At 67.3% G+C, this 14,166-nt stretch carries 10 protein-coding genes and 1 pseudogene; 3 read left to right on the top strand and 8 right to left on the bottom strand.

What is annotated here, in order from left to right; all coding sequences use genetic code 11:
* Nucleotides 1-30 precede the first annotated feature (30 nt).
* Nucleotides 31-1,254, top strand: coding sequence for an SMP-30/gluconolactonase/LRE family protein (locus tag ASE66_RS09340; RefSeq protein WP_057189354.1), 1,224 nt, complete (start codon nucleotides 31-33; stop codon nucleotides 1,252-1,254).
* 201 nt (nucleotides 1,255-1,455) lie between these two features.
* Here ASE66_RS09340 and tsaE read toward each other — a convergent pair whose 3' ends face one another.
* The 8 genes and pseudogenes from tsaE to ASE66_RS09300 all read right to left on the bottom strand — a co-directional run bounded on the left by tsaE (nucleotide 1,456) and on the right by ASE66_RS09300 (nucleotide 11,416).
* Complete coding sequence (tsaE, locus tag ASE66_RS09335) at nucleotides 1,456-3,036, bottom strand: tRNA (adenosine(37)-N6)-threonylcarbamoyltransferase complex ATPase subunit type 1 TsaE (RefSeq protein ID WP_057189353.1); 1,581 nt, start codon at nucleotides 3,034-3,036, stop codon at nucleotides 1,456-1,458.
* On the bottom strand, nucleotides 3,033-5,507 hold the full coding sequence (locus tag ASE66_RS09330) for a sensor histidine kinase (protein WP_057189352.1): 2,475 nt from the start codon (nucleotides 5,505-5,507) through the stop codon (nucleotides 3,033-3,035). Before ASE66_RS09330 ends, tsaE begins: the two co-directional genes overlap by 4 nt.
* 446 nt (nucleotides 5,508-5,953) lie before the next feature.
* Nucleotides 5,954-7,354, bottom strand: coding sequence for an adenosylhomocysteinase (ahcY, locus tag ASE66_RS09325; protein ID WP_057189351.1), 1,401 nt, complete (start codon nucleotides 7,352-7,354; stop codon nucleotides 5,954-5,956).
* 230 nt (nucleotides 7,355-7,584) lie between these two features.
* Nucleotides 7,585-7,917: an HPr family phosphocarrier protein gene (locus ASE66_RS09320; RefSeq protein WP_082613329.1), complete on the bottom strand. Its 333-nt coding sequence runs from the start codon at nucleotides 7,915-7,917 to the stop codon at nucleotides 7,585-7,587.
* 17 nt (nucleotides 7,918-7,934) lie between these two features.
* A complete protein-coding gene (locus ASE66_RS09315) occupies nucleotides 7,935-8,336 on the bottom strand; it encodes a PTS sugar transporter subunit IIA (RefSeq protein ID WP_057189350.1) in 402 nt (133 codons plus the stop codon).
* 105 nt (nucleotides 8,337-8,441) lie between these two features.
* Nucleotides 8,442-8,894, bottom strand: coding sequence for an HPr kinase/phosphorylase (locus ASE66_RS09310; protein WP_057189349.1), 453 nt, complete (start codon nucleotides 8,892-8,894; stop codon nucleotides 8,442-8,444).
* Nucleotides 8,891-10,605, bottom strand: a pseudogene (locus ASE66_RS09305) (stimulus-sensing domain-containing protein); the annotation flags it as partial. The gene ASE66_RS09310 and the pseudogene ASE66_RS09305, both read right to left, overlap by 4 nt.
* 109 nt (nucleotides 10,606-10,714) lie before the next feature.
* Nucleotides 10,715-11,416, bottom strand: coding sequence for a response regulator transcription factor (locus ASE66_RS09300; RefSeq protein WP_057189347.1), 702 nt, complete (start codon nucleotides 11,414-11,416; stop codon nucleotides 10,715-10,717).
* Nucleotides 11,417-11,564: 148 nt separating this feature from the next.
* Between ASE66_RS09300 and ASE66_RS09295 the strand changes: the two genes are divergently transcribed.
* Nucleotides 11,565-12,314 (top strand): HugZ family protein, encoded by a 750-nt coding sequence (locus tag ASE66_RS09295; protein WP_057189346.1) that lies wholly within the window; start codon nucleotides 11,565-11,567, stop codon nucleotides 12,312-12,314.
* Nucleotides 12,315-12,523: 209 nt separating this feature from the next.
* Nucleotides 12,524-14,134, top strand: coding sequence for a phosphoenolpyruvate carboxykinase (locus ASE66_RS09290; RefSeq protein WP_057189345.1), 1,611 nt, complete (start codon nucleotides 12,524-12,526; stop codon nucleotides 14,132-14,134).
* Nucleotides 14,135-14,166: the final 32 nt, after the last annotated feature.

Raw genomic sequence — 14,166 nt, 5'->3', positions numbered from 1 at the left:
ACGGCACAGTTCAACCCAGGGAGGTCACCGATGCAGCGAAGCCCAATCGATCAAACACGTTCCGCATTGTCGCGCCGCCGCCTGTTGCAGGCCGCGGGGGCGGGAGCGCTTGTCGCCGCCGCCGACACGGCTCTGGCGCAGGCCCCGGCCGCCCGGCCCGGGCCGCCGAGCACGATCACCACGCCGCCGCGCGATTTCAGCCGTAGCGGCGCGCCGACCACCTATTTCTGGGATCCCGACGTCATTGCCGTCGATCCCGCCTTCGAGGGCCTAGCCCAGCCCAACGCACCGATCCAGCGGCTCTGGACCGGCGCGCTCTGGGCGGAAGGGCCGGCCTGGAACGCGCAGGGGCGCTATCTCGTCTGGAGCGACATCCCGAACAACCGGCAGTTGCGCTGGCTTGAGGATGATGGCCGCGTTAGCGTCTTCCGCACGCCGTCGGGCAACAGCAATGGCAACAGCTTCGACTTCCAGGGCCGGCAGCTCTCCTGCGAGCACCTGAACCGCCGCGTCGTCCGTTACGAGCTCGACGGCTCGGTGACGATCCTCGCCGACAAGTTCGACGGCAAGCGATTGAACTCGCCGAACGACGTCGTCCAGCATCCCGATGGCAGCTACTGGTTCACCGATCCGCCCTATGGCGGTCAACTCTACGAGGGGGCGCCCGATGCGGCCGGCGGCCCGAGCAATGCGAGCGGCAAGCTCAATCCGCGCCTCGGCCAACCGCCCGAGATCGGCTTCTTCAAGCGCGAATTGCCGACGAACTGCTACCGTATCGACCCGAGCGGCCGGGTCGACCTCGTCGTCACCGAACAGCAGGTGCCCGATCCGAACGGGTTGTGCTTCTCGCCCGACTTCAAGAAGCTCTACGTCGCCTCCACCGGCAAGGGCCCGGGCGACACCGGGCCCGGCGGCAAGGGCGACATCCATGTCTTCGACGTCGGCGCCGACAACAAGCTCTCGAACGGCAAGCTGTTCTCGGATTGCATGGTCGACGGAGTGAAATGCGGGCCGGACGGTTTGCGCTGCGACGTGCAGGGCAATCTCTGGGCTTCCAGCAATGCCGGCCGTGCCGTCGGCTATAATGGCGTGCTCTGCTTCAATCCCGAGGCCAAGCTGATCGGCCGCATCCGCCTGCCGGAAGTCTGCGGCAATGTCTGCTTCGGCGGGCCGAAGCGCAACCGCCTGTTCATGGCGGCGAGCCAGTCGCTCTACGCGGTCTATCTCGGCACGCAGGGCGCCGCGCCGGCGTGAGAAGCCGATAGGCACAAGCAGCCAGTGAAAAGCGCGGGGAACCCTTCCCCCGTGTGGGAGAAGGGCAGGGATGAGGGCCTGCACCCCGAAAACGCTGCGGCTCCGCTGCGATCTCATTACGAAATGGCGGTCCCTCACCCCTACCCCCCTCCCGCTCGGGAGAGGGGTTCCCGCGCGTGTCCGCAAGGGCTGAGTCTTCTTTCAGGCCGGGTCGCTGGCCTCGTCCGGCGCACTCTCCTCCTGCCCGGCATAAAGTTTGGGCAGATAGGTCTCGTACCAGGCCTTCAGCTCGGCCAGGGCCGGCTGTTCGAGATTGCGGCGCAGATAGGTCTCGATCCGGGGCAGGTGCTTGAGATAGCCCGGCTTGCCGTCGCGCCGGTCGAGCCTGGCGAAGATGCCGGCGATCTTGGTGTTGCGCTGGGCGCCGAGGATCGCATAGGCGCGGGCAAAGCCCGGCAGGTCGAAGCTCGGATCGGTGCCGCGCCGCGCTCCGGCATAGGCTGCAAGCAGGCGCAACTCCAGCGCCGCCGGCACGTCGACGCGGGCATCCTGGCCGAGCGCGACGAGATCATAGGCCGGGTGGCCGAGCACCGCGTCCTGGAAATCGATCAGGCCGAGCCTGGCATGGCCGACGCGATCCGGCAGCCAGAGCAGGTTCGGCGAGTGATAGTCGCGCAATGTCCAGGTCGCCGGCGCCTCGAAGAGCTCGTCGAAGAGCTTCTCCCAGATCCGACTGAACTCCGCCCGCGTCACCGCCGGCAGGGTCACGCCGGCGATGTGAGGGGCATACCAGTCGAGCACCAGTTCGGTCTCGATCGCCAGCGCCTCGCGATCATAGTCAGGCAGGATATGGTCGCGCCCTTCCACCACCGGCAGGATCGTCGGCAAAGCGTGCCGGTGCAGTTCGGCGAGCAGGCGGGCGGCCGCCTCGTAGCGCTCCGGAATCGGCCCATCAGCATCGACCACCGGCTCGGCGCCGAGATCCTCGGTGATCAGAAGGCCGGTGACGAGGTCCTGCGCCAGGATCTCGGGCGCCGAGAGGCCGAGCGAGCGCAGCCCCTTGTCCATGGCGACGAAGGCGTCGACGGATTCGGCGAGATGGGCGATGGCGCTGTAGGGCTTGCCCTGGCGGATCGCCGGCCCGTCCGGCCGCGGCGGCGAGATCATCAGGATCGCAGTCTCGCCGGATGGCCTGATCAGGCGCTCATAAGCACGGCTCGAGGCGTCGCCGAGCATGAATTCGCGCTTGGCCTCGCTCCAGCCGGCTTCGTCGATGAGCCGGCGCGCCCCGATCGCCAGCGCCAGCCGCTGGCGCCAGAGCACTCCGCCGGAGAGCGTCGCGATCCGGCTCTGCTCGGGGTTTTCGGGGTCGACCTCCAGCACGATGTCGAGCCGCCTTCCCCCGGGCAGACGTGTCCCGGCCCGATCAGGCCATTCGACGATGGTGACGGCGAGATCGAGATCCTCGATCAGGCCGATATCGTCGAGTTCGTCAGGGGTGCGGACGCGGTAGAGATCGGCATGCAGCAGCAGCCCGCGCGGGCTGTCATAGCTCTGCACCAGGGTGAAGGTCGGACTCGGCGCTTCCAGCGCCGGATCGTCGGTGAGGCGGCGCAGCATGGCGCGCGCCAGGAGCGACTTGCCGGCGCCGAGATGGCCCGAGAGGGCGACGACGTCGCCGGTCTTGAGGATATCGGCGATGTCCTGCGCCAGCCGCACCGTCGCGGCCTCGTCCGGCAGGACGACGACATGGGTACCCGCCCGCGCGGCCTCGTCACTCATTCCGCGGCGTCCGAGATGCGCATGCCTTCAGGCGGGAAGACGGCGGTGACGCGCGTGCCCTGACCCAGGGCGGAATCGAGCTCGACACGGCCGCCATGCAGTTCGACGATCGAGCGCACCATCGACAGGCCGAGCCCGACGCCGCGATGGCGCGATCCCAGCGAATGGCTCTCGAAGCGGTCGAAGACCTTCTCCTTGACCTCGTCGGGGATACCACGGCCCTCGTCGGCGACAGTGATGCGGATCTCGCCGCCGAAGCGGCCGGCGCTGACGCGGACGGTCTGGCCGGGTTGCGAGAAGCCGATGGCGTTGGAGAGCAGGTTGAACAGGATCTGGCGCAGGCGCTTGGGATCGGCGCGTAGCGGCCCGGTCTGGGGCGCGATGTCGACCTGCAGCCTGAGCTTGCTGTCGGCGAGACGGTCCTGCAGCCCGGTCGCGGCCTGGGCGATGCTCTTGGCGACGTCGACCTCCTCGAGATCGAGCGCGAGCGCGCCATTATCGATCGAGGCGAGGTCGAGAATGTCGTTGATGATGGCGAGAAGCGCGCCGGAGGAGCGCACGATATGGCCGGCATAGTCGCGCTGCTTCTCGTTCAGCGCACCGACCGTCTCCTCGCCGAGCAATTGCGCGAAACCGATGATGTTGGTCAGCGGCGAGCGTAATTCGTATGAGACATGATGCACGAACTCCTCGCGCAGCCGCGAAGCGCGCTCCAGCGCGTCGTTGCGCTCGGTCAGCGCCCGCTCGACGTTCACGCCGGCGGTGACGTCGGCGAAGGTGATCAGCGTAGCGCCATCGGGCAGCGGCGTGGCCGTACAGTCGAGCACCGTGCCGTCGCGGCGTTCCATATGGCAGCGATAATCCTCGCGCGCATCGCGCACGCCGGCGACCGCGCTGCGGATCTCCGTCCAGACGGCATCGTCGGGGAAGAGCGGGCGGCTCAGGGTCACGACCTCGTCGATATGCGGCGCGGCGGCGGCGCGCTCGGCCGAGAGCTTCCAGAGCTGGGCGAAGGCTGGGTTGGAGAGCTTGAGGCGTCCGTCCGAACCGAACACGGCGACGCCCTCGCGCAGCGAGTCGAGCGTCTCGCGCTGGGTGCGAGAGAGCGCGTTGAAGCGCGATTCGAGGGTGAAGCGCTCGGTCTCGTCGTCGAAGAGATAAGTGACGCCGCCCTGCGGGTTCGGGCTGGCGACGACATGGACGGTGCGTCCGTCAGGCAGATACCACCAGTCCTCGCTGGCGCGGGTCGCGGTATAGGCGGCGTGCACCTGGGCCTTCCAGGTCCGGTAGTCGCCGAGCTCGGGCAGGCGCCGTTCGGTGCGCAGCCGGTCGAGGATCTCGCCGTCGCCGGGGCTCGAATCGAGGAAGCCGGTATCGAGCGACCAGAGTGCCTCGTAGCCGCTGTTGCGATAGACCAGGCGCTGGGAGGCGTCGAAGACGGCGACGCCGGTCTTGAGACGGTCGAGGGTGCGCACATGCGCGTCCATCTGGCGCTGCAGGTCGGCGCGGACCGCCTCCAGCTCGCTCATATCGGTAGCGATGCCGGCATAGCCCGACGGCGTCGGCGTCTCCAGGACATCGACGATGCGGCGCTGGCCGGCCATGACGACGGGCGCGCGCAGCTGGAAGACGCGGCCGTCCTTGCGGGCCTTGGCGGCGGCCTCGCGCTCGCTGCGATCGAACAGGTCGAGCCCGGCCGTGACCGCCTGCTGACTGTCCGAGGCCTCGACGGCGCGGGCATAGGCGGCGTTGACCCAGGTCAAGCGGCCATCGGTGGCGCGCATCCAGACCGGCTGCGGCACGCCGGCGAGCAATGTCGTGAGCGCAGCATGGTTGCTGGCGAGCTTGCCGAGCTCATCTTCGAGCGCCAGCGCCCGGGCGCGTTCGCCGCCGACCTCGCGCAGGCGGATCACGGCGCGGCCGGCGACGGGCCGGCCCTCGACGTCGACGAAGCGCCCGGCCTTGGCCTTGAAGGTGAAGGCGAAGGCCTCGCCGCGCTCCTTGAGGGCCTCGGTCGCAAGTTCGAGTCGTTTTGCTTCGGCAGGCCCTGCCCAGGTGCCATAGGCCAGCGCCGGGGCGGAGCCGCCGATGCCGAGGAAGCCGCTGTCGCCTTCGACCACGGGGCTCGCCTTCGGCCCATCCCAGCTCAGCACGACCTGGCGATCGCTGCCGAGCAGGGCATTGAGCCGCTCCTGATGGCCTCGCGTCGCCTCCAGCCCGGCGGCGAGCTCACCTTCCCGCCTCGTCCAGCGCGAACGCTCGCGAACATAGAGGATCGAGGTGGTCGTGGCGAAGACGACGAGTCCGACGAAGATCAGCGAAAGACCGCCGGCACTGAGCCAGTCGGGCCGCAGGGGCAGCAGCATCTCGGCCTGCGCGAGAGCGGGAGCCGGCGCTACGCCGGCAAGCCCGGGCAGGAGGAAGCGGACCGCTCCGTTCATCTCCCGCCCGACCTGCCTTGCCCGTCTCATTCTCGCATCCGTCCTGTTCCAGGCCCGTGATCTGGCCGCCATCGGCGGGAGCTCATCAACGCGGCAGCCGGCCCTGGCTCCCCTGAAGGACCCACGCCCGCAACCCGCAAAGCCACCGCTGCACGAAACCGGACGCCGCGTGCAGAGCCTGCCGGCAGCCCGAATCAGTGCCACTGTAATCACCGCAGGACTCCGGCAGGAAGTGCTTAATCGACAGTAAAGGTCGAATGGCGGCGGTCGCGCCCGGCCTCACCGCGCCAGCATCAACAAGTTGATGCTGGCCAGCTCGGCGCATCTATTAGTGGTATCCGGCACGACAAATCGACTGCAGATGCGAAAAAGCCCGGCACGAGGCCGGGCTTCTCGAATGTGGCGCCGGGTCCGGAAACAGGCTCCCGGCGGCGCGACGTCGCTTCGCCCGGCCGGCAGCGGCCAGGCGGAGCTCGTCAGTAGCGATAGAGCTCCGGCTTGAACGGACCGGTCTGTGCCACGCCGATATACTTCGCCTGGGCGTCGTTGAGCTTGGTCAGCTTGGCGCCGACCTTGGCGAGGTGAAGCGCCGCGACCTTCTCATCGAGGTGCTTGGGCAGGGTGTAGACCTTGTTTTCGTACTTGGCGTGGTGGTTCCAGAGCTCGATCTGGGCCAGCGTCTGGTTCGAGAACGAGCAGGACATCACGAAGGACGGGTGGCCAGTCGCGTTGCCGAGGTTCACCAGGCGGCCTTCCGAGAGCAGGATGATACGCTTGCCGTCGGGGAACTCGATCTCGTCGACCTGCGGCTTGACGTTGTCCCATTTGAAGTTCTTCAGGCCGGCGACCTGGATCTCCGAGTCGAAGTGGCCGATGTTGCAGACGATGGCGCGGTGCTTCATAGCGCGCATGTGGTCGACGGTGATGACGTCGAGATTGCCGGTCGCGGTGCAGAAGATATCGGCGCGCGGCGCGGCATCCTCCATGGTGACGACCTCGTAGCCTTCCATCGCCGCCTGCAGGGCGCAGATCGGATCGACTTCGGTGACGAGCACGCGGCAGCCGGCCTGGCGCAGCGAGGCGGCCGAGCCCTTGCCGACGTCGCCATAGCCGGCGACGACCGCGACCTTGCCCGACATCATCACGTCTGTACCGCGGCGGATGGCATCGACCAGCGATTCACGGCAGCCATAGAGGTTGTCGAACTTCGACTTGGTGACGGAGTCGTTGACGTTGATCGCCGGGAAGGGCAGGCGGCCCGCCTTGGCGAGCTCGTACAGGCGGTGCACGCCGGTGGTGGTCTCCTCGGAGACGCCCTTGATCGCGGCGCGGGTCTTGGTGAACCAGCCCGGATTGGCTTTCAGCTCGCGCTTGATCAGCTTGAAGAAGATCGTCTCTTCCTCATTGCCAGGCTTGTCGAGGAACTCGGCCTTGCCGGCCTCGGCCTCGGCGCCGAGGATGATCAGCATGGTCAGGTCGCCGCCATCGTCGAGGATCATGTTGGGCGTGCCGCCGTCGCCCCAGGTCGCGGTGCGCAGCACGTATTCCCAGTACTCTTCCAGCGTCTCGCCCTTGATGGCGAAGACCGGCACGCCGGTCGCGGCGATCGCGGCGGCGGCGTGGTCCTGGGTCGAGAAGATGTTGCAGGAGGACCAGCGGACGTCGGCGCCGAGCTCGGTCAGCGTCTCGATCAGCACGGCGGTCTGGATGGTCATGTGCAGGCAGCCGGCGACGCGGGCGCCCTTGAGCGGGGCCTTGCCCTTGTGCTCGGCGCGGATCGCCATCAGGCCCGGCATCTCGTCCTGGGCCATGTTGATTTCCTTGCGGCCGTAATCCGCGAGGCTGATGTCCTTGACGACGTAATCCTGCTTCGACACGGGGCTGCTCCAATAGATCGCGCTGAATGATGGGCGGCTCTCTAGCAGGGCGCCCGCGGGAAGGCAATCAAAGATATAAAGATGTCTTTATATCCTGCGACGACGAGCGGGGAAGCGCGTCATGCTCGGGCTCGCCCACGCGCATCTCACGACGGTGAGGTTACGACTGGTACCGCATTCTGAAAGAGATTCCCGGGTCTGCGCTGCGTCCGGGAATGACGGTCCGGGAGCTATTCGCCCTCGCCGAACCTGTCGGCGACGAGCGCGCCCAGCGCCTGCAGCGCGTCATTGGCGTCGGCGCCCTTGGCGACCACGGTGATGGTCGAGCCGATGCCGGCGCCCAGCGTCAGGATGCCCATGATCGAGGTGGCGCCGACCGTCTCGCCGCAGCGGGAGACGGTGATGTCGGCGTCGAACTGGCTGGCACATTGCACGAATTTCGCCGTGGCGCGGGCGTGCAGGCCCTTCTTGTTGATGATCTGGAACTCGCCATAGACGGCGCCGGCCGGAATCTCGACCTCGGAGCAGTCGCAATCCTCGTCGCGAACGTCTTCTTCGCGCATGTCCTGCACGCCGGACCTCATTTGCCCGCCAGTACGCGGCTGGCCACCGTTATATACTTGCGACCGGCATCCTGCGCGCTGCTGACAGCCTCGTCGAGGGTCTTCTCCTCGCGCACGCTGGCGAGCTTGATCAGCATCGGCAGGTTGATGCCGGCGACGACGTCGATCCGGCCCGGCTCCATCACGGAGATGGCGAGGTTGGAGGGCGTGCCGCCGAACATGTCGGTCAGGACGATGACGCCCTTGCCGGTCTCGACCTGCTCGACCGCCGCGATGATGTCGCGCCGACGGCCCTCCATATCGTCATCGGGGGCGATGGCGATTGTGGCCAGGTTGGCTTGCGGGCCAACGACATGTTCGAGCGCGGCGCGGAATTCCGTCGCCAGGTGCCCATGCGTGACAAGCACGAGTCCGATCATTCAGTCCCACCGAAGAGCGCCCATCGGCACCCGGACAAGGTCGCGGTTTATGCGGCAGGTGCGAAAGATAGGCAAGGCGCTTGTCTCGAACTCGTCGAAGGCAATTCAATCAGAGCCTGCAAAGAGCGCAAGCGCCGTCAGTATCAGACGTTCGTCGCCTGCCCTCGGCAGCAGGGGCAATCGCGGCAGGGTGACGCCGGCGATGGTCTCGACCAGCGCCTCCGGTTCCGGCATGCGCTCGGGCTCGGCGCCGCAATCGATCACGAACCGGATCACCGCCGTCGCGAGATAGGGCTCCGGCGTCAGGCCGAGGCCGCGGCGCTCGATCATCCCCTCGATCGGCGGCACCGGCGCGGCGAGGAGACGGCCGGCGCGGGCGGTGACCTCGGTGCGGTCGTCGGCGACCAGCCGGGCAAAGCGCCCCTGCGATCGCGCAAGCGCGATCAGCGCCAGCGCCAGGCTCGACTTGCCGGCGCCCGACGGACCGCGGATCAGGATGCCGGCCTCGCCGACCACCACGGCACTGGCGTGCAGGCGAAGCGGAGGCGCTGCGGTCATGCCTGCTGCGCCGCCGGCAGGCGCACGACGAACCGTGCACCGAGCCGCTTGTCCTCGCCTTCCGACTGCTCGGAGGCGTAACGGTTCTCGGCCCGGATCGTGCCGCGATGGGCTTCGACGATCTGGCGCGAGATCGAGAGGCCGAGGCCCGAATTCTGGCCGAAGCCACTCTCCGGCCGGTCGGTGTAGAAGCGCTCGAAGATCCGCTCCAGCGCATGCGGCGGAATGCCGGGGCCGTCATCCTCGATGGTGATCAGCACGTCGCCGGCAACGCGGGAGAGCTTGACCCTGACCGGATTGTCGGCGGGCGAGAACGAGCGGGCGTTCTCGATCAGGTTGACGAAGACCTGGCCGAGGCGGGAATCGTGGCCCATCACGCGGAACGGATCGCCGCCCGGGCGCTGGCCGCGCCGGTCGATCGCGAGCTCGACGACGGGCTGGCCGTCGCGGCTGATCTGGTTCTGGACCGAGACGACCGCCTCGAGCAATTGCGCGACGTCGAGCGGAGCAGCGTCGTCGCGGGCGAGCTCGGCATCGAGGCGCGATGCATCCGAGATGTCGGTGATCAGCCGGTCGAGCCGCTTCACGTCATGGCGGATCACCGCGAGCAGGCGCCCGCGCGACTCCTCGCTCTTGGCCAGCGGCAGAGTCTCGACCGCGCTGCGCAGCGAGGTCAGCGGGTTCTTGAGCTCATGGGCGACGTCGGCGGCGAAGCGCTCGATTGCCTCCATGCGATTGTAGAGCGCCTGTGTCATCTCGCGGAACGAGCCGGAGAGGTGGCCGATCTCGTCATGGCGGCTAGAGAAATCCGGGATCTCCTCGCGCGACTTGACGCCGCGGCGCACGCGCTGGGCCGCGTCGGCGAGCTTGCGGATCGGCTCGGCGATGGTTCCGGCGAGCAGCACCGACAGGATGATCATCACGCCGGCCGCGACCGCGAAGACCTGGAAGATCGCGTAGCGCTCGGAGGCGATGACGGCATCGATGTCGCCGCCCTGCGTCGACAGCAGCAGCGCGCCGCGCACGGCCCGGAAGCGCTGCACCGGCACCGCCACCGAGACGATGGTCTCGCCGCGTGTGTTGACCCGCACCACGCTCGCCGGCGAGCCGGCCAGCGCCCGGGCGACCTCGGTATAGGACTTGCCGTTGGCGTTGGCGAAATCGTCATAGGCCGGCACGTCGGCACGGCCGAGGCGGTTGCGGAGCAGGTTCCAGGTGCGCTCGAACAGCGGTGGCTCGTCGCTCTCGCCGATGCGCGGCAGGTCGAGCCGCAAGATATCGCCGCGCGAATAGAGGTTGCGCGAATCGAGCGTCAGCATCCCGTCCTTGTCGTAGATGCGGGCGCGCGTCTTGGTCGGCGTCACCAGCCGGCGCAGCAGCGGGGCGACCTTCTCCGGGTTGATCGAGAAGTCGAGCGGATCCTCGGCGATGGCCCCGCTCTCGCCGGCCTGCATCTGCAGGAGCTTGTCCGGATCGATCGCGATCGTATCGGTCTCGACCGTGGCGGAGGCAGCGATGGCGCCGGCGATGATCTCGCCCTGCGTCAGAAGGCTCTGCACCCGCGCCTCGATCAGGCCCTCGCGAAACTGGTTGAGGTAGAGAAAGCCGACGAGCAGCGCCACGAGGCCGGCGAGGTTGAGGACGACGATGCGCCGGGTCAGGCTCGACGCAGCCCGCCCCGAGACCGCACGCGCCAGGCGCCGGCCGAACANCGCGGCCCGCCTTGGCGGGCCCCCTCCTGTTCGATCGTCGCCATGAGCGGCTCATACCCTGTCCCGGCGCGCACGCAAACGTGGTCGTGGGCCGCGCCGGGGTGCTTCTCAAGTCTCCTTGAAGCGGTAGCCGACGCCGTAGAGCGTCTCGATCATGTCGAACTCGATATCGACCTGATTGAACTTCTTGCGCAGGCGCTTGATGTGGCTGTCGATGGTGCGGTCGTCGACATAGACCTCGTCGTCATAGGCCGCGTCCATCAGCGCGTTGCGGCTCTTGACCACGCCCGGACGCTGCGCCAGCGACTGCAGGATCAGGAACTCGGTGACGGTGAGCGTCACCGGCTCGCCCTTCCAGGTGCAGGTATGGCGCTCCGGATCCATCCGCAGCAGGCCGCGCTCCAGCGCCTTGGCGTCCTCGGTGCGCGGGGCCGCGCTCGCGTCCTTGGCGCCGGCGCGGCGCAGGATCGCCTTGACCCGCTCGACCAGCAGGCGCTGCGAGAACGGTTTGCGGATGAAGTCGTCGGCGCCCATCTTCAGGCCGAAGAGCTCGTCGATCTCCTCGTCCTTGGAGGTCAGGAAGATCACCGGCAGATCGGATTTCTGACGCAGGCGGCGCAGCAGCTCCATCCCGTCCATGCGCGGCATCTTGATGTCGAAGATGGCGAGGTCGGGCGGATTCTGCTTCAGCCCATCCAGGGCAGAGGCGCCATCCGTATAGGTTTGGATGCGATAGCCCTCGGCCTCCAATGCAATCGAAACCGAGGTCAGGATGTTGCGGTCGTCGTCGACCAGCGCAATGGTTGGCATAAGCTTTTCCAGCTCTTTGTGTTCTGGCGTTGCAATCAAAGGGGTCCACTCTCGCGGGAGAGCGGCCAAAGCAAGGCTGCAATCTAGCCAAGCCAAGGCGGTTTCGCTACGTCTCGCCTCGAAAACCCTTAAGACAGAAAAAAGTGCCATGGCGACCGATCCGATCAGGCCGACCGATGCCAGCGCACGCGGGCTCGCGCGAGGCCTCCTGCGCAGCGCGCGCTCCGGCTCCCTGGCGACGCTGACGCCGGAGGGACACCCCTTCGCCAGCCTGACCAGCCTCGCCACCGACATCGACGGTACCCCGCTGATCCTGGTCTCCTCGCTGTCGGGACACACCGGCAACCTCATCGCCGATCCGCGCTGCTCCCTGCTGATTGCGCCCGGCGGCAAGGGCGACCCGCTCGCCCATGCGAGGATCACACTGCTGGCGACAGCCGAGAAAATCGAACGCGACTCAGATTTCGGCCAGCACGCGCGCCGCCGCTTCCTGGCGCGCCAGCCGAAGGCCTCGCTCTATGTCGATTTTCCCGATTTCTCCTTCTTCGCGCTGAAGCTCGCGCGCGCCAGCCTCAATGGCGGCTTCGGCCGGGCCTACGAGCTCGAGGCCGGGGACGTGCTCAGCGACTGCTCGCAGGCACAGGCGCTGATCGAGGCGGAGGAAGGCGCGGTCGAACACATGAACGAGGACCATGCCGACGCGATCGGGCTCTACGCCACCCGGCTGCTAGGCGGCGAGGAGGGCGCCTGGCGCCTCTCCGGCGTGGATCCCGATGGCGCCGACCTGATGCTCGGCGACAAGGCCCTGCGCCTGCCCTTCGACGAGCCGGTGACGACGCCGGACGCGCTGCGCAAAACCCTCGTCGCCCTCGCAGGCAAGGCCCGCGAAGCAACCTGAGCGCGGCGATTCACCACAGCTGGATTTTTTAAACGATTTAGATTCCAAAGGGCCGCTCACGAGCTACCCTCGCGACTTGAGCCGGCGTCATCATCCGCCTAAAGAGCCTTCCACTTCACCGGTCCATCGGGCCCATAGTGGGGCCCGCCCCGCTCCAATCACGGCGCCGGCATTGTCAGGCGGCGGCTTCTCGGCAGGAGGAATTGCCAGTGGAGACCATCGGTCACGTCAACCCGAACAGCGGCGCCGACAAATTCGGCTTCCGCGGGCTCAAGGCGGTCTACTGGAATTTTGAGGCGGCGCGCCTCTATGAGGAATCGCTGCGGCGCGGCGAATCGCAGCTCGCTCGCGGCGGCGCGCTCTGCGCCGACACCGGCACGCATACCGGCCGCTCGCCCAAGGACAAGTTCGTCGTCAAGGACGCCCTGACCGAAAAGACGGTCTGGTGGGAGAACAACGGCGCGATCTCCTCGGAGCAGTTCGAGACCCTGCTCGCCGACTTCATCAAGCATGCCGAAGGCAAGGAGCTGTTCGCGCAGGACCTCTATGGCGGCGCCGACCCGGCCCACCGGGTCAAGGCGCGGGTCTTCACCGAACTCGCCTGGCACTCGCTCTTCATTCGTAACCTCCTGATCCGGCCCGAGGCCGGCGAGATCGCGGGTTACGTGCCCGAGCTGACGATCGTCGACCTGCCGAGCTTCAAGGCCGATCCGAAACGCCATGGCTGCCGCAGCGAGACGGTGGTCGCGATCGACTTCTCCCGCAAGATCGTGCTGATCGGCGGCTCGGCCTATGCCGGCGAGATGAAGAAATCGGTCTTCACCTATCTGAACTACACGCTGCCGGCCAAGGGCGTGGTGCCGATGCACTGCTCGGCCAATGTCGGCTCCAAGGACGATCCGGCAATCTTCTTCGGCCTCTCCGGCACCGGCAAGACCACCCTTTCGGCCGATCCCGACCGCACCCTGATCGGCGACGACGAGCACGGCTGGTCGAAGGAAGGCATCTTCAATTTCGAAGGCGGCTGCTACGCCAAGACGATCCGCCTCTCGGCCGAGGCCGAACCGCAGATCTTCGCGGCCTCGCAGCGCTTCGGCACCGTGCTCGAAAACATCGTCATGGATCCGATCTCGCGCGAGGTCGATTTCGACGATGAGAGCAAGACCGAGAACACCCGCTCGGCCTATCCGCTCGACGCCATCCCGAATGCCTCGCGCTCGGGCCGAGCCGGCACGCCGAAGAACATCGTGATGCTGACCGCCGACGCCTTCGGCGTGATGCCTCCGATCGCCAAGCTGACCCCGGCCGAGGCGATGTACCACTTTCTCTCCGGCTACACCGCCAAGGTCGCCGGCACCGAGCGCGGGCTCGTCGGCGTGCAGCCGGAATTCTCGACCTGCTTCGGTTCACCCTTCCTGCCGCGCCATCCGTCGGAATACGCCAATCTGCTGCGCGACTTCATCGCCAAGCACCATGTCGATTGCTGGCTGGTGAACACCGGCTGGACCGGCGGCGGCTACGGCACCGGCCGGCGCATGCCGATCCGCGTGACGCGCCGCCTGCTGACGGCGGCGCTCGACGGCTCGCTCAACCGCGCCGACTTCCGCCGGGATCCTTATTTCGGCTTCGCCGTTCCCACTTCGGTGCCCGGCGTCGAGCCGCACATCCTCTATCCCGTCAAAACCTGGCAGGACAAAGCTGCCTTCGCCGAGACGGCGAAGAAGCTGGTCGGCATGTTCGCGGAGAATTTCAAGAAGTTCGAAGCCCATGTCGACGACGCCGTGAAGGCGGCGGCGCCGACGAGCTCGCTCGCGGCTTGAACGCAATCGACGCCTAAGCGTGCTATGGAGGC

The sequence above is a fragment of the Allobosea sp. Root483D1 genome (assembly GCF_001429505.1).
GTDB lineage: Bacteria > Pseudomonadota > Alphaproteobacteria > Rhizobiales > Beijerinckiaceae > Allobosea.
This window is presented reverse-complemented; position numbering and strand designations above follow the sequence as displayed.

Bases quoted from the DNA above. Each gene is read 5' to 3' on its own strand.
- tsaE (WP_057189353.1), bottom strand. From the start codon at position 3,036: ATGAGTGACGAGGCCGCGCGGGCGGGTACCCATGTCGTCGTCCTGCCG.
- ASE66_RS09310 (WP_057189349.1), bottom strand. From the start codon at position 8,894: ATGACCGCAGCGCCTCCGCTTCGCCTGCACGCCAGTGCCGTGGTGGTC.
- ASE66_RS09315 (WP_057189350.1), bottom strand. From the start codon at position 8,336: ATGATCGGACTCGTGCTTGTCACGCATGGGCACCTGGCGACGGAATTC.
- ASE66_RS09330 (WP_057189352.1), bottom strand. From the start codon at position 5,507: ATGAGACGGGCAAGGCAGGTCGGGCGGGAGATGAACGGAGCGGTCCGC.
- ASE66_RS09300 (WP_057189347.1), bottom strand. From the start codon at position 11,416: ATGCCAACCATTGCGCTGGTCGACGACGACCGCAACATCCTGACCTCG.
- ASE66_RS09295 (WP_057189346.1), top strand. From the start codon at position 11,565: ATGGCGACCGATCCGATCAGGCCGACCGATGCCAGCGCACGCGGGCTC.
- ASE66_RS09320 (WP_082613329.1), bottom strand. From the start codon at position 7,917: ATGCGCGAAGAAGACGTTCGCGACGAGGATTGCGACTGCTCCGAGGTC.
- ASE66_RS09340 (WP_057189354.1), top strand. From the start codon at position 31: ATGCAGCGAAGCCCAATCGATCAAACACGTTCCGCATTGTCGCGCCGC.